Annotated in this window: 23 protein-coding genes and 1 tRNA gene; 16 read left to right on the forward strand and 8 right to left on the reverse strand. The window is 58.3% G+C overall.

Translation table 11 applies throughout. From position 1 onward, the window contains the following. Positions 1–104: 104 nt before the first annotated feature. The 11 genes from secG (at position 105) to ACR0NO_RS05585 (ending at position 8,660) form a co-directional block, all read left to right on the forward strand. Positions 105–470 carry a preprotein translocase subunit SecG gene (secG, locus tag ACR0NO_RS05535; RefSeq protein ID WP_170376300.1) on the forward strand — a complete coding sequence of 122 codons (366 nt, stop codon included), beginning with the start codon at positions 105–107 and terminating at the stop codon, positions 468–470. Between the two features lie 160 nt (positions 471–630). Further along, a complete protein-coding gene (locus ACR0NO_RS05540; protein ID WP_170487733.1) occupies positions 631–2,274 on the forward strand; it encodes a CTP synthase in 1,644 nt (547 codons plus the stop codon). A 96-nt stretch (positions 2,275–2,370) separates the two neighbouring features. Continuing rightward, a complete protein-coding gene (locus ACR0NO_RS05545) occupies positions 2,371–3,147 on the forward strand; it encodes an isocitrate lyase/PEP mutase family protein (protein WP_170551628.1) in 777 nt (258 codons plus the stop codon). A 62-nt stretch (positions 3,148–3,209) separates the two neighbouring features. Then, complete coding sequence (locus ACR0NO_RS05550; RefSeq protein WP_480723248.1) at positions 3,210–3,503, forward strand: DUF1330 domain-containing protein; 294 nt, start codon at positions 3,210–3,212, stop codon at positions 3,501–3,503. A 42-nt stretch (positions 3,504–3,545) separates the two neighbouring features. Beyond that, on the forward strand, positions 3,546–3,995 hold the full coding sequence (locus tag ACR0NO_RS05555) for a tellurite resistance TerB family protein (protein WP_480723249.1): 450 nt from the start codon (positions 3,546–3,548) through the stop codon (positions 3,993–3,995). 20 nt (positions 3,996–4,015) lie between these two features. Then, positions 4,016–4,453: a tellurite resistance TerB family protein gene (locus ACR0NO_RS05560; protein WP_170487737.1), complete on the forward strand. Its 438-nt coding sequence runs from the start codon at positions 4,016–4,018 to the stop codon at positions 4,451–4,453. A 5-nt stretch (positions 4,454–4,458) separates the two neighbouring features. Continuing rightward, on the forward strand, positions 4,459–5,202 hold the full coding sequence (locus tag ACR0NO_RS05565) for a phosphate/phosphite/phosphonate ABC transporter substrate-binding protein (RefSeq protein WP_480723379.1): 744 nt from the start codon (positions 4,459–4,461) through the stop codon (positions 5,200–5,202). A 110-nt stretch (positions 5,203–5,312) separates the two neighbouring features. Then, complete coding sequence (locus ACR0NO_RS05570; RefSeq protein WP_170376287.1) at positions 5,313–6,104, forward strand: ABC transporter ATP-binding protein; 792 nt, start codon at positions 5,313–5,315, stop codon at positions 6,102–6,104. A 34-nt stretch (positions 6,105–6,138) separates the two neighbouring features. Beyond that, the gene (locus ACR0NO_RS05575) at positions 6,139–6,888 is read left to right on the forward strand and encodes a transporter substrate-binding domain-containing protein (RefSeq protein WP_170376286.1); all 750 of its coding nucleotides are present in this window, start codon (positions 6,139–6,141) and stop codon (positions 6,886–6,888) included. An 81-nt stretch (positions 6,889–6,969) separates the two neighbouring features. After that, positions 6,970–7,857 (forward strand): ABC transporter permease, encoded by an 888-nt coding sequence (locus tag ACR0NO_RS05580; RefSeq protein WP_170376284.1) that lies wholly within the window; start codon positions 6,970–6,972, stop codon positions 7,855–7,857. Further along, the gene (locus ACR0NO_RS05585) at positions 7,854–8,660 is read left to right on the forward strand and encodes an ABC transporter permease (protein WP_170470205.1); all 807 of its coding nucleotides are present in this window, start codon (positions 7,854–7,856) and stop codon (positions 8,658–8,660) included. Before ACR0NO_RS05580 ends, ACR0NO_RS05585 begins: the two co-directional genes overlap by 4 nt. 91 nt (positions 8,661–8,751) lie before the next feature. On the opposite strand, the gene ACR0NO_RS05590 is transcribed toward ACR0NO_RS05585, so the two are convergent. Both ACR0NO_RS05590 and ACR0NO_RS05595 read right to left on the reverse strand, forming a co-directional pair. Then, positions 8,752–8,828, reverse strand: a tRNA-His gene (locus tag ACR0NO_RS05590). A gap of 47 nt (positions 8,829–8,875) precedes the next feature. Further along, the gene (locus ACR0NO_RS05595; RefSeq protein WP_170689851.1) at positions 8,876–9,358 is read right to left on the reverse strand and encodes a GNAT family N-acetyltransferase; all 483 of its coding nucleotides are present in this window, start codon (positions 9,356–9,358) and stop codon (positions 8,876–8,878) included. 78 nt (positions 9,359–9,436) lie between these two features. Here ACR0NO_RS05595 and ACR0NO_RS05600 point away from each other — a divergent pair, with 78 nt between their 5' ends. Next, the gene (locus ACR0NO_RS05600) at positions 9,437–9,625 is read left to right on the forward strand and encodes a DUF6324 family protein (protein WP_170376278.1); all 189 of its coding nucleotides are present in this window, start codon (positions 9,437–9,439) and stop codon (positions 9,623–9,625) included. 6 nt (positions 9,626–9,631) lie between these two features. On the opposite strand, the gene ACR0NO_RS05605 is transcribed toward ACR0NO_RS05600, so the two are convergent. Then, positions 9,632–10,063, reverse strand: a complete 432-nt coding sequence (locus tag ACR0NO_RS05605; RefSeq protein WP_480723250.1) for an MmcB family DNA repair protein — start codon at positions 10,061–10,063, stop codon at positions 9,632–9,634. 115 nt (positions 10,064–10,178) lie between these two features. On the opposite strand from ACR0NO_RS05605, the gene ACR0NO_RS05610 reads away from it, so the two are divergent. Further along, the gene (locus ACR0NO_RS05610) at positions 10,179–10,499 is read left to right on the forward strand and encodes an ArsR/SmtB family transcription factor (protein ID WP_170376274.1); all 321 of its coding nucleotides are present in this window, start codon (positions 10,179–10,181) and stop codon (positions 10,497–10,499) included. Next, positions 10,496–10,921, forward strand: coding sequence for an SRPBCC family protein (locus ACR0NO_RS05615; protein ID WP_170551659.1), 426 nt, complete (start codon positions 10,496–10,498; stop codon positions 10,919–10,921). Before ACR0NO_RS05610 ends, ACR0NO_RS05615 begins: the two co-directional genes overlap by 4 nt. Positions 10,922–11,134: 213 nt before the next feature. On the opposite strand, the gene ACR0NO_RS05620 is transcribed toward ACR0NO_RS05615, so the two are convergent. The 5 genes from ACR0NO_RS05620 to ACR0NO_RS05640 form a co-directional block, all read right to left on the reverse strand. Further along, a complete protein-coding gene (locus ACR0NO_RS05620) occupies positions 11,135–11,440 on the reverse strand; it encodes a hypothetical protein (protein ID WP_480723251.1) in 306 nt (101 codons plus the stop codon). A 59-nt stretch (positions 11,441–11,499) separates the two neighbouring features. Continuing rightward, the gene (gene nusB / locus ACR0NO_RS05625; RefSeq protein WP_480723252.1) at positions 11,500–11,982 is read right to left on the reverse strand and encodes a transcription antitermination factor NusB; all 483 of its coding nucleotides are present in this window, start codon (positions 11,980–11,982) and stop codon (positions 11,500–11,502) included. Further along, a complete protein-coding gene (locus ACR0NO_RS05630; RefSeq protein ID WP_480723253.1) occupies positions 11,979–12,530 on the reverse strand; it encodes a 6,7-dimethyl-8-ribityllumazine synthase in 552 nt (183 codons plus the stop codon). Before ACR0NO_RS05630 ends, nusB begins: the two co-directional genes overlap by 4 nt. Positions 12,531–12,532: 2 nt before the next feature. Then, the gene (ribB, locus tag ACR0NO_RS05635) at positions 12,533–13,654 is read right to left on the reverse strand and encodes a 3,4-dihydroxy-2-butanone-4-phosphate synthase (RefSeq protein WP_170551665.1); all 1,122 of its coding nucleotides are present in this window, start codon (positions 13,652–13,654) and stop codon (positions 12,533–12,535) included. Positions 13,655–13,763: 109 nt separating this feature from the next. Continuing rightward, positions 13,764–14,351 carry a riboflavin synthase gene (locus tag ACR0NO_RS05640; RefSeq protein WP_480723254.1) on the reverse strand — a complete coding sequence of 196 codons (588 nt, stop codon included), beginning with the start codon at positions 14,349–14,351 and terminating at the stop codon, positions 13,764–13,766. A 140-nt stretch (positions 14,352–14,491) separates the two neighbouring features. Between ACR0NO_RS05640 and ACR0NO_RS05645 the strand changes: the two genes are divergently transcribed. Both ACR0NO_RS05645 and ACR0NO_RS05650 read left to right on the forward strand, forming a co-directional pair. Continuing rightward, entirely contained in the window at positions 14,492–15,790 is a 1,299-nt protein-coding gene (locus ACR0NO_RS05645) for a capsule biosynthesis protein (protein WP_480723255.1), read from the forward strand. A gap of 79 nt (positions 15,791–15,869) precedes the next feature. After that, complete coding sequence (locus tag ACR0NO_RS05650; protein WP_170551674.1) at positions 15,870–17,003, forward strand: polysaccharide biosynthesis/export family protein; 1,134 nt, start codon at positions 15,870–15,872, stop codon at positions 17,001–17,003. The last annotated feature ends 1 nt before the right edge of the window (position 17,004 follow it).

Here is a 17,004-nt window from a genome sequence, read left to right on the forward strand (position 1 = left end):
CGTGATGTGCAACATCATCAACTGTGATGCCAACTCGTGACTTGCCCCCAGAACCAAACTTGCATAAGTACCACGCGATACACGCCACGCTGTACAGGACCACCATGGAAAACGTCGTTCTCATCATCCATCTTCTTCTGGCTCTGGGCCTGATCGCCGTCGTTCTGATGCAGCGGTCCGAGGGTGGCGGTCTTGGTATGGGTGGCGGTGGCGGCGGCGCCATGACAGGCCGCGCGGCTGCGACGGCCCTGGGCAAAGTGACCTGGATCCTGGCCGCCTGCTTTATCGTCACCTCGATCACCTTGACGATTCTGGCAGCGCAGAAGTCCTCGGGCAGCTCGGTCATCGACCGTTTGGGCGTTCCGGCTCCGGCCGCGACTGAAGAAAGCGCGCCTGCGGTTCCGTCTGCAGATGACCTGCTGCCTCCGGCGCAGGGCGACAACGCTCCGCTGATCCCGCAGGCCGACTAAGCCACAAAACCTAGAAATCTGAAAGAGAACTGCAACAGCATCTTGCGGTTCTCTTGCGCTATTGGCGCGAATCCTTTATACGTGAAGTCCCGTGATGCAGCGGTTTTTCGGAACCGTCGGGCAGCTGATATTGACGTCTCACGGGAGCAGCCGAAAAAACATGGCGCGTTTTATTTTCATCACTGGTGGTGTGGTTTCGTCCTTGGGTAAAGGACTGGCCTCGGCGGCCCTGGGATCGCTGTTGCAGGCCCGGGGATACTCGGTGCGTCTGCGCAAGCTAGACCCCTATCTGAACGTCGATCCTGGCACCATGTCGCCTTTCGAGCATGGCGAGGTTTTCGTCACCGATGATGGCGCTGAAACCGATCTGGACCTTGGTCACTATGAGCGCTTCACCGGTGTGGCCGCGCGCAAGACCGACTCGGTCAGCTCGGGGCGGATCTATTCCAACGTGTTGGAGAAAGAGCGCCGCGGAGATTACCTCGGCAAGACCATTCAGGTGATCCCGCACGTCACCAATGAGATCAAGGACTTCATCGCCATTGGCGAGGATGAGGTCGATTTCATGCTGTGTGAGATCGGCGGCACAGTGGGCGATATCGAAGGTCTGCCCTTCTTCGAAGCCATCCGTCAGTTCAGCCAGGACAAGCCGCGCGGTCAGTGTATCTTTATGCACCTGACGCTCCTGCCCTACATCAAGGCCTCGGGTGAGCTGAAAACTAAGCCGACCCAACACTCGGTGAAAGAGCTGCGCTCAATCGGCCTGGCCCCTGATATTCTGGTTTGCCGGTCCGAAGGACCGATCCCCACTAAAGAGCGTGAGAAACTGGCCCTGTTCTGCAATGTGCGCCCCGATAGCGTGATCGCGGCGCAGGACCTGTCCACCATCTACGACGCGCCTCTGGCCTATCATAAGGAAGGTTTGGATCAGGCGGTTCTGGACGCGTTCCAGATCAGCCCGGCCCCGAAGCCCGATCTGGCCAAATGGGAGGACGTCAGCGACCGTATCCACAACGCCGAAGGCGAGGTGAAGGTTGCGATTGTAGGTAAATACACACAGTTGGAAGACGCCTATAAGTCGATTGCCGAGGCGCTGACCCATGGCGGCATGGCGAACCGCGTCAGGGTCAAGATCGAATGGGTCGATGCCGAGGTGTTCGACCACGAAGATGCCGCCCCCTATCTGGAAGGCTACCACGCCATCCTCGTTCCCGGCGGCTTTGGCGAACGTGGCACCGAGGGCAAGATCAAAGCCGCGCAATATGCGCGTGAGCACAAAGTGCCCTATCTGGGCATCTGTCTTGGCATGCAGATGGCCGTGATCGAAGCCGCACGAAATGCGGCTGGTATCACTGAGGCGGGCTCGGAAGAGTTCGACCACGAGGCTGGCAAGAAACGGTTTGAGCCAGTGGTCTATCACCTCAAGGAATGGGTTCAGGGCAACCATAAGGTCGAACGCAAAGTGGGTGACGACAAGGGCGGCACTATGCGCCTTGGGGCCTATAACGCCGTTCTCGCCGAAGGCTCGAAAGTTGCGAATGTCTATGGCGGCACCCAGATCGAGGAACGCCACCGCCATCGCTATGAGGTCGACATTAAATATCGCGAGCAGCTTGAAAAAGCGGGCCTGAACTTCTCGGGCATGTCCCCCGATGGCCGCCTGCCCGAGATTGTCGAATGGTCGGATCACCCGTGGTTCATCGGCGTTCAGTATCACCCCGAGCTGAAATCCAAGCCGTTTGACCCGCATCCCCTATTCCGCGACTTCGTGCGCGCGGCCAAGGACAGCTCTCGACTGGTCTGATGCGGTCGCTGCAACGTGATGTACCGACACAATTAAGCGCTTAGGATTCTGGCGTCATGGGATTAACTGTTGAACGAGTTTCGACAGGAGATACCCATGACGACCCAAGCCCAACGTGCTGAAACCTTCACGCGCCTGCATGTAAAAGGCGACCCGGTCATCCTGTTCAACATCTGGGACGCTGGCAGCGCCGCTGCCGTGCGCGATGCAGGCGCGCAGGCGATCGCGACCGGTAGCGCTCCGGTAGCGATGGCGCAAGGATATGCAGACGGGCAGCACATCCCGATGGAGGCCGCGCTGGACAACGCAAAGCGCATCGTCAGCGCTGTTGATCTACCCGTCACACTGGACTTTGAAGGGGCTTATGCCGTCGATCCTGCAGGCATCGCCGACAATACGGCACGGGCGTTGGATTGCGGTGTTGTTGGCTTCAACTTTGAAGATCAGATCGTCGGCGGAGACGGCCTTCACAGCATCCCCGATCAAGCCGCGCGAATCGAAGCGATGCGCAAAGCCTGCGATGCAGCCGGTATTCCCGCCTATATCAATGCCCGCACAGATATCTTCCTGAAGGCACCGGCCGACACGCATGATTCTACGATGTTGGAAGACGCCATTGCCCGCGCTAAGGCGTTCCAATCCGCAGGCGCCAGCGGGTTCTTTGCCCCGGGCCTGAAAGATGAGGCCATGATCCGACAGCTGTGTGAGGCCACCGAGTTGCCGGTCAACATCATCGCTCTGCCCGGAACACCAGATTCAGCGACACTCGCCAAGCTGGGCGTGGCCCGGATCAGCTATGGCCCAGTGCCCTATCGCCAGATGATCGCATGGTTGACAGAACAGGCGCGTCAGGCCATCGGCTACTCCGAATAGGCGCAGCTTGCAATTTAGAAGCAAACTTCGCACCCTGCCCTAAACCAAAACGGGAGAGTTCCATGAGCAAAGGCTACTGGGTGGCCCACGTCGATGTCGACGATATGGAGACATACAAAAACTACATCGCAGCGAACGCAGAACCTTTCTCCGCCTATGGCGCGCGCTTTCTGGTGCGCGGCGGCTCGCGCGAGGTCAGAGAGGGTGCCGCACGGGCAAGAACGGTTGTGATCGAGTTTCCCAGCTACGAACAGGCCCTCGCCTGTTACGAAAGCGATGGCTACCAAAAGGCCAAAGCGCTGCGCGATCCTGTCTCGCTCGGCGATCTTGTGATCATTGAGGGCTATGACGGGTAGTCTCAACTTGGCGCGCCACAAAATATGGATTAGATTGGCCTCATGTTGAAAAAATTCTTCCAAGCGTTTCGACCGCCACAGACAGAACACCTGCCCGATCCCGACGCCGAACTGGCGCTGGGTGCATTGATGGTGCGTGTTGCGAAAGCGGACCGGGATTACAAACTGGAAGAGATCAGCCTGATTGATCGCATTCTGGCCCGCCTCTATCAGCACAACGCGATTGAGGCTGCAAAGGTCCGCGCCACCTGCGAGAAACTGCACGCAGCAGCACCGGACACCGACACGTTCGGCAAGCTGATCCGCGAAACCACCGACCTGAACGAACGCCTCGCCGCGCTGGACGCGCTGTGGGAGGTTGTGTTGGCCGATGGTGACACGGATGAGGGTGAGATCAAGATCGTTGAAGAGGCCCGCATGGCGATGGGACTCAGCTTCAACGACAGCAAATCCGCCCGTGAACGCGTGCAAAGCCGCTTGGAAGCTCACTAACCTGTCTCTATATCTGTCTCATGTTTCGTGATTTTCTGTCCCGGCTGACACAGCCTGACCCCGACCCTCTGGCCGAAGACGATGCCCGTCTTGCGCTGACGGCGCTTTTGGTGCGCATCGCCCGGTCCGACAATGACTACGCCGACTCGGAGATGGCCCGAATCGACAAGGTCTCGGTCGAACGCTATGGCCTCTCGCCTTTTGAGGCCGCAGGCCTGCGCGCCCGCGCCGAAGACCTTGAGGCCGAGGCCCCCGATACCGTCCGCTTCACCCGCGCCATCAAAGAGGCCGTCGCCTACGATGATCGCTTGGCCGTTGTGCAGGCCATGTGGTCGGTCGCCCTCGCAGATGGGCAAAGGACTGGCGAAGAGGATTCGCTGCTACGCCTTGTGGTCAGCCTATTGGGTGTCAGCGATGTGGATTCAGCCCTCGCCCGTCAGAAGGCAGCCAAAGCGTGACAGCGATGCTGGGCATGTATGACATGCCCGCCCTGTGCGCCTCCAACGATCGCTTCTGGGATCTGATCAGGACGCATTTGGGGTTCGGTCCCGCCAGTCTGGAGCGGTCCCGCGATTTCTGGGAAATCTGGCGCGATCCCAATCTGATCTTTGCCCAAACCTGCGGTATGCCCTACCGAACGCAGCTTCATGACGCGGTGCAACTGATCGGCACGCCGGACTATGGTCTGCCCGGCTGTCCAGAGGGTTACTACAGATCTGTCTTTGTCGCCCGCGCCGATGATCCGCGCAGTCTGGCGGAGCTGACGGACGGGGTCTTTGTCTATAACGAAGCGCTGTCTCAATCCGGCTGGTCCGCTCCGATCACGCATTTGTCCCAGATGGGGCTTGCACCGAAGCACCTGCAGCAGACCGGAGCGCATGCCAATTCGGCCCAATCCGTGGCCGAGGGCATGAGCGATTTCGCCGCGCTCGACGCGCTGAACTGGGAGCTTCTTAAGGAGCATACCGATCTGGGAGACGCATTGCGCGACGTTGCCGAAACGGAACCGACCCCAGGGCTGCCCTATATCACGTCGAAAACGCAGGATGCGCCTCGGATCGCACACGCGGTTCAGGCTGCTATTGATGATCTGACGGATGAAGATCGAGACAATCTGCGCATCCGTGGGTTGATCAAAATACCCGCAAGCGCGTATCTCGCTATTCCAACTGCGCCTTCGCCCGAAGCACAGTTGCGCAGCAGCTAACCAATTTGATCACGACCTTTGGTCATTTTGATTGATTCCCCGCTCGAATCTGTGTTTTGCGCATTGCATTGCGCCGGATTTTCCGCCCTATTACCGCACCAACACCACTCATGACTGGAGCTTCCGTGACAGACGCCTCTGCCGTAATCGAGATCAAGGACCTTCACAAAAGCTTCGGTAATCTCGAGGTGCTCAAGGGCGTGGATATCACCGCGAAACGCGGCGATGTGGTCTCGCTTATCGGGTCCTCCGGCTCGGGGAAATCCACTTTGCTTCGGTGCTGCAACCTTCTGGAAGACAGCCAGCAGGGGGAAATCACGTTCAAGGGCGAACCCGTCAAATGGAGCGGCTCGGGCAGCGCCCGCCGACCTGCCGATCCCAAACAGGTTCTGCGCATTCGTACCAATCTGTCCATGGTGTTCCAGCAATTCAATTTGTGGGCACATATGACCATTTTGCAAAATGTCATGGAGGCCCCGGTGACCGTTTTGGGCCGTGACAAGGCCGAAGTGGAAGACAGCGCGCGAAAATATCTGGAAAAAGTTGGCATCGGCGACAAATGCGATGTCTACCCTGCGCAACTGTCCGGTGGTCAGCAACAACGCGCTGCCATCGCACGCGGTCTGTGCATGGAACCCGAAGCCCTGCTGTTCGACGAACCCACCTCGGCGCTCGACCCCGAACTGGAGCAGGAAGTGATCAAAGTGATCAAGGATCTTGCCGCTGAGGGTCGGACGATGATCATCGTAACCCATGACATGAAGATGGCCGCCGATATCTCAAGCCACGTGGTGTTCCTGCATCAGGGCCGGATCGAAGAGGAAGGCAGCGCCGAGGATATCTTTACCGCGCCTGAATCCGAACGGCTTCGGGGCTTTCTTTCCGCCACTCAGGCGGCATAAGTTTCAGAAACAGAACCAAACTGGGGAGTAACCAATGAAAAACCTGATTCTGTCCACCGCGGCACTGGCGCTGACCGCCGGCATCGCAATGGCCGACACCGTCCGCATGGGCACCGAGGGCGCCTACCCTCCGTACAACTTCATCAATGATGCCGGCGAAATCGACGGGTTCGAGCGTGAAGTGGGCGACGAGCTGTGCAAGCGCGCAAACCTGGAATGCGAGTGGGTTAAGAACGACTGGGACTCGATCATTCCGAACCTGGTCTCGGGTAACTACGACACCATCATCGCAGGCATGTCGATCACCGACGAGCGTGATGAAGTTATCGATTTCACGCAAAACTACTTCCCTCCTGCGGCGTCGGCCTATGTTGGCGCATCGGACGGAGTTGACGTAGGCGGCGGCATCGTTGCTGCACAGACTGCAACCATTCAAGCTGGTCACGTAGCTGAATCCGGCGCGACTCTGGTCGAGTTCGCGACCCCCGAAGAAACCATCGCAGCCGTACGCAACGGCGAAGCAGACGCCGTGTTCGCCGACAAAGACTTCCTTGTGCCGATCGTCGAAGAATCGGGCGGTGAGCTGGTCTTCGTAGGCGATGACGTCCCGCTGGGCGGCGGTATCGGCCTGGGCATCCGTGAATCCGACGGCGAATTGCGCGGCAAGTTCGACGAAGCAATCACCTCGATGAAAGCGGATGGTTCGCTGAACGAGCTTATCGTCAAATGGTTCGGCGAAGGCGTTCCGACCTACAACGCCGACGGCTCTGTCGTTTCCAACTGATCTGCACGAAAAGGTTCGGCGTATTGAATGCGCCGAACCTGCCCCGGCCTCGCGCCGGAATTGACGTTCGAAAGACGCCACATGTTTTCCTATTGCGCTGATCCCGACACGCTGGGCACGTTCCGCTGGTTTTCGTGCTATTTGACCAACGGCGTGCATTGGTCGTTCTACCTGTCCTTTCTAAAGGTGCTTGGCTTGCTTGCCGTGACCGCCCCGGTCGCGCTGAGCTTTGGCTTTGCGGGCGCGATGGCAGCCAGGTCACATGTCGCGCCGCTCAGTTGGCTGGGCAAAGGGTACATCGCCATCGTGCGCGGCGTCCCGGACATCGCGTTTTTCTTGTTTTTTGTCATCGCCCTGGATCAGGCCTTTGAGTGGACACGCCACCAGGTCATGTGTCCCGAATGGACAGATCCGGTCCGTCAAGGCAATGACTTCATCGTCTGTCAGGCCGCCAAACTGCCCTTGGGAAGCGCCCCGGAATGGGTTCACGAGACCTATGGGTTCTTCCTGGCCGTTGTCACCTTTTCCATCGTTTTTGGCGCGTTTGCGGCCAACGTTCTGTTCGGCGGTATGCGCGCCGTGCCACATGCTCAGCTTGAAACGGCCGAGGCCTATGGCATGACCCGCCGCCAAACATTCTGGCGCATTCTTGTACCGCAGATGTGGGTCTACGCTCTGCCCGGCCTGTCCAACCTGTGGATGGTCCTGATCAAGGCTACCCCGCTTCTGTTCCTGTTGGGTATCGAAGACATCGTCTATTGGGCGCGTGAGTTGGGTGGCACCAAGACGTCACGCTTCACCGACTACCCCCATGGCGACTGGCGCATGTGGTATTTCCTCTTCCTGCTGATCTTCTACCTGGGCATGACCCGCGTCTCGGAAATCGTGCTTGAAAAGCTGATGCGGCGCCTGTCCCACGGTCAGGCTACATCCGGTGGAGAGCTGTTGCGCAAGGAGACGACGGCATGAGCTGCATCCAGACGATTCAGGATTACGCCCTGCGCTCTGTCGGCCTTGGCGAACGCCTGTTACCCAAATCAGACTTCACCCTGTGCGAACAGTTCACGCTTATCGGCTCGGGCATGATCTGGAATGTCTATTTCGGCATCATGGCGCTGGCAACTGGCTTTTTCCTGGCCACAGCGCTGGCTGTCGGCAAGGCATCTCCGAACAAATGGCTGCGCAAACCTTCGGAATGGTTCATCTTTCTGTTCAGAGGATCTCCGCTGTTCATCCAGTTCTTCTTTGCCTACTTCTTCTTCCTGTCGCTGAAAAAGCCCTATCCGATGTTCGACGCCCTGACGTCGGCCTGGTTGGGGGCATTGATCGTGCTGTTCCTCAACACAGCTGCTTATACGGGTGAGATCTTCTATGGCGCACTGCGCTCGATCCCCAAGGGCGATATCGAGGCCGCAGACGCCTATGGCATGACCGGCTGGGCCCGCTTCCGCCGGATTGTCTGGCCGACCATGCTGCGACTGGCTTGGCCCGCCTACACTAACGAGGCGATCTTTCTATTCCACGCGACAACGCTGGTCTTTTTCTCGGCCTTTCCGGCTTGGCAACAGCGCGGAGACGCGCTGTATTACGCCAGCTATTTCGCAGACAAAACCTTCAACCCCTTCATCCCCTATCCGATTCTGGCCTTCTATTTCATCCTGCTGACGCTGGTCATCATCTGGGGCTTTGGACTGGTCAACAAGCGACTGAACAGGCACCTGCCCGCCGCTCGGAAAAGCAAGATGAAGTTGCGGCTGAACCTGGCGCGCTGATCTCCAGCGCGCCTGAACATCAAAACCAAACGCACTTCGCCGCGCTTACAGCGCGGTTTTTCTGTTCGAAACTTAGTTAGATTGAGTGAAATGGTACCGCCTCCCTGGCTTGAACAGGGGACCTCTGGATCCACAATCCAGCGCTCTAACCAACTGAGCTAAGGCGGCACTTGTGAGGGGCGATGTACCGAACACGCCACGGGAATGCAAGAGGATTAAAGCCTAATTTTCCAGCTTTGTTCGACAAGGTCGACACCGAAAGAATGCACCGGCTTGCTGTCCACCAGCTGCCATCCGGTGGACCGGTATAAGGCGCAGGCGGCCTTGTGGCTTTCATGCGTCCATAGCTGCATTTGATGGTATCCCGCTGCCTTGGCAAAGCCCATACAGGTACTCAGAAGCCGCTTTCCCACCCCCAGACCGCGCGCCTCGGGCACAAGAAGAAAAAGGCGCAGTTTTGCGGTCTGCGTGTCCAGTTTGACGCAAAAGATACTCCCCAGTCTTTGGCCTTCTGCCTCGGCGATCCAGCCCTTCTCACACGCTGGGTCATGATCGGCAATAAAACCATCCAGAATGCGCGCGACCAGCGGGGCGAAGCTGTCATCAAACCCCTCATCGCGAGCATAGAGGGTTCCATGGCGCTCGACCAACCAAGGCGCATCCTGGGGCTGAAAGGGTCTGATCCTTACATTCTCCATACCGTATCAGAGCGCAAAGGCGGGTTGATTCTCAACCCCGTGCGCGCTAGCAGGAACGCTCAGTCCCCGGAGGCGAGTATGGGTATCAACACCGAACGCGACATTCAGGCCAACCTTCAGATCGGCCCTACCGATCAGGGTATGGTACGTCTGTTTATCGAGGCCGACGGCCTTGAGATTCCGATGGATTTCGATCCCGAGGAAGCCGAAGAGATCGCAGATGAGCTGCGTGCCGCCGCACAAGCTGCCCTAGCCGTCAAAGGCTGATCTGCGTTACAGCCGCGGGTCGCGCAACGCCTGCAATCGACGTGCAGCATCTGTGGCGAATTTCTGGATCATCTTTTTACGCCGGGCCGGAGGCAGCTTGTCCTCGGGTGCCATGCGAATGATCTCGGCATCATAAGCATCCGCGATGATCAGACCGGTTTCCTGAGGCAAAAGGTCCGTTGGGAACTCGGTATCGACAGCCCAAAAGAATCGGTCACACCACTCCAGATAGCCTTGCCACTTCGAATCTGACTGATAGTCGGCACGGCTGGATTTGCACTCGATCACCCAAAGCTCGCCCTTTGGACCTAGCCCCATCACATCAACGCGCAGCCCGCGCGCCGGCATAAATTCTTCAACGGAAACAAAACCGTGGGCGGTGAGATGGCGCGCAACGCCGCGCGCAAGTTTCTGTCCAGGCTGTAAATCCAGTGTCATGCTGAGAATGTGAACAATTAGTGAACAAAAGTAAAGTCTTCGCTCAACACTTGACATGATACCATTTGGTATCTCAATAATATGATACCAAATGGTATCTTTACCGAGGAGACGAATGCAGACCCTAACCCAAAACGCGTTCCGTGCGCTGGCAGACCCAACCCGTCGGGACATCATCAAACTGCTTGCCTCGCAGGACATGACGATCGGGCAGCTGACGAACCGGTTCGACATGACGAGGGCTGCCGTCAAAAAGCACCTGACGGTCTTGTCTGATGGCGGGCTTATTACGGTGGAAGCACGCGGCAGAGAACGCATCAACCGCATTGAACCTCAGGGCATGGCCCCGATCTTGGATTGGCTCAGCTACTTTGACCAGTTCTGGGATGAACGCCTCAACTCTCTTAAGGAAGCTATTGAAAGGAAAAAAGAATGACGAATGCCGTATTGCAAAAAACGATTTTTCTACGGGCCGATCCAGATGCCGTCTGGGCCTATCTGACTGAGCCCGAACGGTTGGCAGAGTGGTTTCACAAGCCGGAACGCACGCTGACCAAGGGAAGCAAACTGCAAATGTTCGGAACCAACAGCGGCGACCTGCTGATCTGGGGCGAGGTACGGGAAGCACGTGCCCCTGAATATCTTGAGTACACATTCACTGTGAAACCAATGGGAGACGCGGTCAGTCTAGTCAAATGGACGTTGACCCCCGTCGCAGGCGGTACGAAGCTCAGCCTTCAACATGAAGGCCTGCCTCAGGGCGCGGATGCGTTTGACCTGATTCTTGCGCTCGACAATGGCTGGGATGAGCATTTCGGCAAGATGCGTACAGCGCTGCACGAAACTGTTGATGCCTGACCCCTTGTGTAAACCCGCCGGACGCCCTACGTAGGCGCTTGGCGGGTTCTGCCCTTCTTGTGACTGGTAGCATTCTGGTGGCCTTAAGCAATTCCGAGGGGGCTGGCTCTGTTCAGGTCCTGGCCTGATTACCTGGCGCCCACCTGTACATACAGGTCCTCGGGAATCACACCGCACGGTTGACTGGTGGTCCCGCCACATTTCCCCTGAAAATCAGCGCTCTGCGCGGGCTTCCTGCTTGGCCAATGCCGGCTTGAAGCTGTCGACCACGGGCGAGCCGCGACGTGGGCCTCCGGGTTTTTCTGCCATGCTCATGATCTTGTAACCGAACTGGACACCGGCAAACACGATCCCGTTCATGAACCAGATCATCGCAAGCGCGACCAGACCGATTTCCGAGCTGATGATCAAATGCCGAAGGTTTGCCACATTAAATGCCAGAAGCACCCCGACAAACACGGCCGAGATAACGAAACCCCAGGCGACTTGCGTGATATACAGGCGGATCAGTTTGGGCATGGCGAACCTCATTGCGCTATGACATTCAGGTTAGCGCATGTTTGGCTCGAGTAAAGGCGTCAGAATGCCTCGGACTGGGCCTCACGGGCCATGTGATCCAGCACGGCGTTGACGAATTTCGGCTCTTTGCCTTCGGGGAAGAAGGCACGCGCGACGTCGACGAACTCGGTGATGACCACTTTGGGCGGCGTGTCGCTTTGGGTCAGCTCGGCCCCGGCGGCACGGAACAACGCGCGCAAGGTTGGGTCGATGCGTGAGATCGGCCATTTGGCGACCAGAGCGCGGTCTGTCATCTGGTCGATCGGTGCCTGATAGTTCACCGCATTGTCGACCAGCGAACGGAAGACGCTGATGTCGCCGTCCAGCATTTCTTCGCCTTCGTAGACGGCGCCGAACCGGTGATCCAGAAACTCATTTACGACCGCTTCGGTCGTCTGCCCCGATTGCTCCATCTGGAACAGCGCCTGAACGGCATAAAGCCGAGCGGCGGATTTCATTAGGCGTTTCTGGTTGGCCGGTTTCGGCGCGTCTGTCTGGGTCATGCTGTCGTGGATCCGTTGCTGTCGCCCGCCACAAGGATGGACTCGGACGGCGGCTTGAAACCCACGCCCTTTTTGGAAGAGCCCCACTTACGGCTGAGTGCGATCAGATGCAAGGCCGCAGCGGCCGCTCCGCCACCTTTATTCATCTTTTCGGGATTTGCGCGGACTTCGGCCTGATCGTCATTCTCGACGGTCAGGATGCCGTTGCCGATGCAAAGCCCCTGCAGGCCCATCAATTGAATCGCACGACTGGAGTCGTTGCAGACGGTTTCATAATGCGTGGTCTCGCCGCGAATGACACAGCCCAGCGCAACATAGCCGTCGAAGTCGCACTGACGGTCGGCCATAGCGATGGCGGTCGGAATCTCCAACGCGCCGGGAACTTCGACGACTTCGCTGTCGCCGCCAGCTGCTTCGATCTCGGCCTTCGCACCTGCAATCAGGTTGTCGGCAATCGCGCGGTAGAAAGGCGCCGCCACGATCAGCAGTTTCACCGGTTTATCGAAGCTGGGTGTCGGCAGAATGCCATGTTTGTCTTGTTCAGCCATGATCAGTCTTCCTTCAGGATCGGGCGGGTGCCAACGATGGACAGCCCAAATGCGTCCAGCCCCAGATATACGGTTTCGGGCGAGTCGGTCAGCAGGACCAGCTCTTGAATGCCCAGTTTGGACAGGATCTGAGATCCCAGACCGGTTTGCTTGATGGTCCGCGGGCCTTCGTCTTCGGCTGCATAGAGAGAGTTGCGCGGCTGGCGGAACAGACAGACAACCCCCCGGCCCTCTTCCGCGATCTTCTCCATTGCGCGTGGCAATTCGCGAGAGGACTTCGGACCGAGGCCCAAGATATCCGGCGCTTCGTGCAGCGCGTGGGTGCGGGTCAGGACAGGCTCGGGTGTGGTGATGTCGCCTTTGATCATGACGACATGTTCGATGCCGTGAAGCTGATCGGTGAACAGGCGCATTTCCCATTCGCCACCGTATTCCGACGAGACCATCTCGCGCGAGGTTTCGACCACGAGGTTATCATTGCGCGAGCGATAGGTGATCAGGTCGCTGATCGTACCGATCTTCATGTCATGGGTTTTGGCGAACTCGACCAGATCGGGCAGACGGGCCATGGTGCCGTCGGGTTTCATGATCTCACAGATCACGCCTGAGGGGTTCAACCCGGCCAGGCGTGAGATATCCACGGCAGCCTCGGTGTGGCCTGCGCGGACCAGCACCCCACCCCGCTTGGCGCGCAAGGGGAAGATGTGCCCCGGTGTTGCGATATGGGCCATCGTGTTCTGTTCATTGATCGCAGTTGCAACGGTCAGCGCGCGATCTGCGGCGGAAATACCGGTCGACACGCCCTCACGCGCTTCGATAGAAACCGTAAACGCCGTTTCGTGGCGGGATGAGTTGTTCACCGCCATCATCGGAAGCGCCAGCGCATCGACCCGTTCAGCCGTCATCGGCAGGCAGATCAAGCCGCGCCCATGGGTAGCCATGAAATTGATCGCCTCGGCATCAGCGAATTCTGCGGCAATGACCAGATCGCCTTCGTTTTCGCGATCTTCATGATCGACGAGGATATACATCCGGCCCGCGCGGGCCTCTTCGATGATGTCCTCAATCGGGCTGATCGCATCGCGCAGCTGGGCCTCGACCGGGCCGGGGGTTTCAAAGCTCATGGGGCAGCCTTTCACAAGAGCATTTCTGCAAGGCGGGATAGACCACCCCGCATCCAAAAGCCAGAGCACAAACGGCCTGAGCGCGCTCAGACGCGACGTATTCTAACGCTCAGACGGTCTCGGCCAGGCGGGCGACGTAGCGGGCGAGAGTGTCGATTTCCAGATTCACCCGATCGCCCACGGCGACATCACCCCAAGTGGTGACCTCTTTGGTGTGAGGGATGAAGTTGATGCCGAAATCGCAGCCCTCTACATCATTCACGGTCAGAGACGTCCCATTCAACGCAACCGATCCTTTGGGTGCAATAAAACGCGCCAAGTCCTTGGGCGCGCGCAAGGTAACGCGGGTGCTGTCGCCTTCGTCGCGCAGATCGACAACTTCGGCGACTCCATCCACATGGCCCGACACGATGTGACCGCCCAGTTCGTCGCCAACTTTCAGCGCACGCTCTAGGTTGACGCGCTTGCCCAGCACCCAGCTGTTCAGGTTGGTTTTCGAGACGGTCTCGGCGCTGATCTGAACATCGTACCAGTCATCGCCCAGCGCAATCACGGTCAGACAAACACCATCGCTTGCAATGGATGCGCCAATATCAATCGAGGCCGTGTCATAGCCCGTCTGGATGCGCGCACGCAGGTCGCCTTGTTGGTCCAGCTCGGTCACTGTTCCGATATCGGTCACGATCCCTGTAAACATTCCGTCAACCCTCGCGTTCTACCCTGTCTCAGACTATCAGGGCCGAGGTAAGCTGATCCGCGCCGCCCGGCAAGCCCAACCTTGCCGAGAAATCCTCGGGCGGGCATAGTTTCGACAAGAATATTGGCTAGATCGCGCAGATGCACCACCCAGACCCAAACGCTGACCCTCGGGTCTTTCTGTTCCTGCAAGGCCCGCATGGCCCGTTTTTCAACGCGTTGGGCCGGATGTTGCGGGCCTCGGGGGCGCAGACATGGCGTGTCGGCTTCAACGCGGGCGATCAGGCTTTCTGGTTCGACAGGAAAAGTTACATCTCCTATCGCGACGCGCCAGAACACTGGCCCGAGGTGCTGCAGGCGCTGATCGCCGAGAAACAAGTGACAGACATCGTTCTATACGGTGACACCCGCCCGATTCACGCCAACGCCGTCAGGATCGCCAAAACACGAGGCATAACTGTGCATGTGTTCGAGGAAGGCTACCTGCGACCATGGTGGGTCACCTATGAGCGTGGCGGCTCAAACGGCAACTCGCGATTGATGTCTCTGGATCTGGATCAAGTGGCGCAGGCCCTGTCGCATTCGGGCGCGCAATCCCCACCGCCGCCGTCCCATTGGGGCGACATGCGACAACACATCTTCTATGGCGCGCTATACCACTGGTTCGTGCTGTTTCTGAACGGGCGCTATCGAAATTTCAAACCGCACCGTGCGCTGCCAGTCTCGAAAGAGTTTCGCCTTTATTTTAAGCGCCTTATGCTGATGCCCTTCCACCGGCTGCAACGAAGTCTGGCCACAGCGCGGGTACGAAGCGGGGCCTTTCCTTATCACCTTGTACTGTTGCAACTAGGGCATGACAGCTCGGTCCAGTCCCATTCAGACTATTCGGGAATGTGCGCTTTTTTAGAACAAATGATGGAGGGCTTCGCCAAAGGCGCCCCTGCACATCATCATCTGGTCATCAAGGAGCATCCGCTTGAGAACCACCGTGAACCCCTCCGCCGACGTGTTCGGACTCTTGCGATCAGTTTCGGGATCAAGGGCCGGGTGCATTACGTCCCCGGCGGCAAATTGGCGAAACTGCTGGACGACGCCAACTCGGCCGTGACCATTAACTCGACCGCCGGGCAGCAGGTGTTGTGGCGTGGCATCCCCCTGCGGATTTTTGGTCGTGCGGTCTATGACAAGCCGGAACTTGTGTCGCAACAGGAGGTTAGTCGTTTCTTCGCCAACCCAGAAAAGCGCGATATCGAAGCTTACCAACTCTATCGGCGCTTTCTGCTGGAAACCAGTCAGGTTCCGGGCGGCTACTACTCCAGACGCGGACGTCGGCAATTGCTGCGCCGCGCTGTCGACATGATGCTGAGGGCTGATGATCCCTATCAGGTCACGCTGTCCGACGACGCGACCCTAGAGCCACAGTTGAAAATCGTTGAGTAGACCCGGCCATCCTTCTCTGGAAGTTGTAGCGGTAAAAGAGTAGTTTGCCGAAAAACAAGTAGAACTGAGGTTATCGGCAGTGCATCGCTTTCCAATCCGTTGGGTACGGGGGGTCGCCCTTGTGACCTCGCTCGTCGTGCTGAGTGCATGCCAGTTGCCCAAGGCGGGCCCAAACAAGAACGAGATTCTGGCAGGCTCCGTCAACAACGGCGGCAATGCGTTTGTGGTAGAAGTCGATGACCGCGTTTCGCGGGCCACGTCATCCGTGCCGCAGTTTGGGTTCTCTTCCGCCTTTACCTCAGCCCCGTCACTAACCGCAGACACCGTGCGCCCAGGGGATGTTTTGGGCCTAACAATCTGGGAGAACGTCGATGATGGGCTGCTCGCGGGCGATGCAGGTTCTTCGACTGCGTTGAACGAGGTTCAAGTCGACAGCGAGGGCTTCATTTTCGTCCCCTACGCAGGTCGTTTACGCGCCGCTGGCAACACTCCGGAAGAGCTCCGCGGGTTGATCACGGACGAGTTGAAGGAACAAACCCCCGACCCTCAGGTCGAAGTACGACGCCTGGCCGGTGACGGCTCTACTGTTTCGCTAAGCGGTACTATCGGCGCCCCGGGAATTTACCCGATAGAACGCCCCACCCGTACCCTGCTCGGCATGCTGTCGCAGGCCGGGGGGGTTTCGGTTGAGTCCGATATTGCGCTGGTCACGCTGATCCGTGGAGACCAACGTGGGACAGTCTGGTACAATGACCTGTTCCGCAATCCCAAACTGGATGTCGCGCTGCGCGGCGGTGACCGCATTCTGGTCGAGGGAGACAGCCGATCCTATATTGCGCTCGGCGCAACCGGAGGACAATCGCGCGTCGCCTTCGACAGTCAGGACCTGTCCGCGCTTGAGGCACTGGCACAGGTTGGCGGCCTGGTATCCATCTCATCCGATCCGACTGGTATTTTTATCCTGCGCCGGGAACGTCAGGACATCGCGCGTCAGGTGATGGGCCGTTCCGATCTGCAGGGCGATCAGCGAATGATCTATCTGCTGAACCTGACCGCGCCCAATGGCTTGTTCATCGCGCGTGATTTCGTGATCCGCGACGATGACACAATCTACGTGACTGAGGCACCGTACGCGCAGTGGACCAAGTCGATTTCTCTGATCGCCGGGGGCCTGACGCCGGTCGCGAACGTAGCCACCCTGACCGGCAACTAAA

This window comes from Ruegeria sp. CL3 (assembly GCF_056536505.1).

What these genes read in the sequence shown, in the direction of transcription:
- secG (WP_170376300.1), top strand. Translation starts at nt 105, where the DNA reads ATGGAAAACGTCGTTCTCATCATCCATCTTCTTCTGGCTCTGGGCCTG.
- ACR0NO_RS05540 (WP_170487733.1), top strand. Translation starts at nt 631, where the DNA reads ATGGCGCGTTTTATTTTCATCACTGGTGGTGTGGTTTCGTCCTTGGGT.
- ACR0NO_RS05545 (WP_170551628.1), top strand. Translation starts at nt 2,371, where the DNA reads ATGACGACCCAAGCCCAACGTGCTGAAACCTTCACGCGCCTGCATGTA.
- ACR0NO_RS05550 (WP_480723248.1), top strand. Translation starts at nt 3,210, where the DNA reads ATGAGCAAAGGCTACTGGGTGGCCCACGTCGATGTCGACGATATGGAG.
- ACR0NO_RS05555 (WP_480723249.1), top strand. Translation starts at nt 3,546, where the DNA reads ATGTTGAAAAAATTCTTCCAAGCGTTTCGACCGCCACAGACAGAACAC.
- ACR0NO_RS05560 (WP_170487737.1), top strand. Translation starts at nt 4,016, where the DNA reads ATGTTTCGTGATTTTCTGTCCCGGCTGACACAGCCTGACCCCGACCCT.
- ACR0NO_RS05565 (WP_480723379.1), top strand. Translation starts at nt 4,459, where the DNA reads ATGCTGGGCATGTATGACATGCCCGCCCTGTGCGCCTCCAACGATCGC.
- ACR0NO_RS05570 (WP_170376287.1), top strand. Translation starts at nt 5,313, where the DNA reads ATGACTGGAGCTTCCGTGACAGACGCCTCTGCCGTAATCGAGATCAAG.
- ACR0NO_RS05575 (WP_170376286.1), top strand. Translation starts at nt 6,139, where the DNA reads ATGAAAAACCTGATTCTGTCCACCGCGGCACTGGCGCTGACCGCCGGC.
- ACR0NO_RS05580 (WP_170376284.1), top strand. Translation starts at nt 6,970, where the DNA reads ATGTTTTCCTATTGCGCTGATCCCGACACGCTGGGCACGTTCCGCTGG.
- ACR0NO_RS05585 (WP_170470205.1), top strand. Translation starts at nt 7,854, where the DNA reads ATGAGCTGCATCCAGACGATTCAGGATTACGCCCTGCGCTCTGTCGGC.
- ACR0NO_RS05595 (WP_170689851.1), bottom strand. Translation starts at nt 9,358, where the DNA reads ATGGAGAATGTAAGGATCAGACCCTTTCAGCCCCAGGATGCGCCTTGG.
- ACR0NO_RS05600 (WP_170376278.1), top strand. Translation starts at nt 9,437, where the DNA reads ATGGGTATCAACACCGAACGCGACATTCAGGCCAACCTTCAGATCGGC.
- ACR0NO_RS05605 (WP_480723250.1), bottom strand. Translation starts at nt 10,063, where the DNA reads ATGACACTGGATTTACAGCCTGGACAGAAACTTGCGCGCGGCGTTGCG.
- ACR0NO_RS05610 (WP_170376274.1), top strand. Translation starts at nt 10,179, where the DNA reads ATGCAGACCCTAACCCAAAACGCGTTCCGTGCGCTGGCAGACCCAACC.
- ACR0NO_RS05615 (WP_170551659.1), top strand. Translation starts at nt 10,496, where the DNA reads ATGACGAATGCCGTATTGCAAAAAACGATTTTTCTACGGGCCGATCCA.
- ACR0NO_RS05620 (WP_480723251.1), bottom strand. Translation starts at nt 11,440, where the DNA reads ATGCCCAAACTGATCCGCCTGTATATCACGCAAGTCGCCTGGGGTTTC.
- nusB (WP_480723252.1), bottom strand. Translation starts at nt 11,982, where the DNA reads ATGACCCAGACAGACGCGCCGAAACCGGCCAACCAGAAACGCCTAATG.
- ACR0NO_RS05630 (WP_480723253.1), bottom strand. Translation starts at nt 12,530, where the DNA reads ATGGCTGAACAAGACAAACATGGCATTCTGCCGACACCCAGCTTCGAT.
- ribB (WP_170551665.1), bottom strand. Translation starts at nt 13,654, where the DNA reads ATGAGCTTTGAAACCCCCGGCCCGGTCGAGGCCCAGCTGCGCGATGCG.
- ACR0NO_RS05640 (WP_480723254.1), bottom strand. Translation starts at nt 14,351, where the DNA reads ATGTTTACAGGGATCGTGACCGATATCGGAACAGTGACCGAGCTGGAC.
- ACR0NO_RS05645 (WP_480723255.1), top strand. Translation starts at nt 14,492, where the DNA reads ATGCACCACCCAGACCCAAACGCTGACCCTCGGGTCTTTCTGTTCCTG.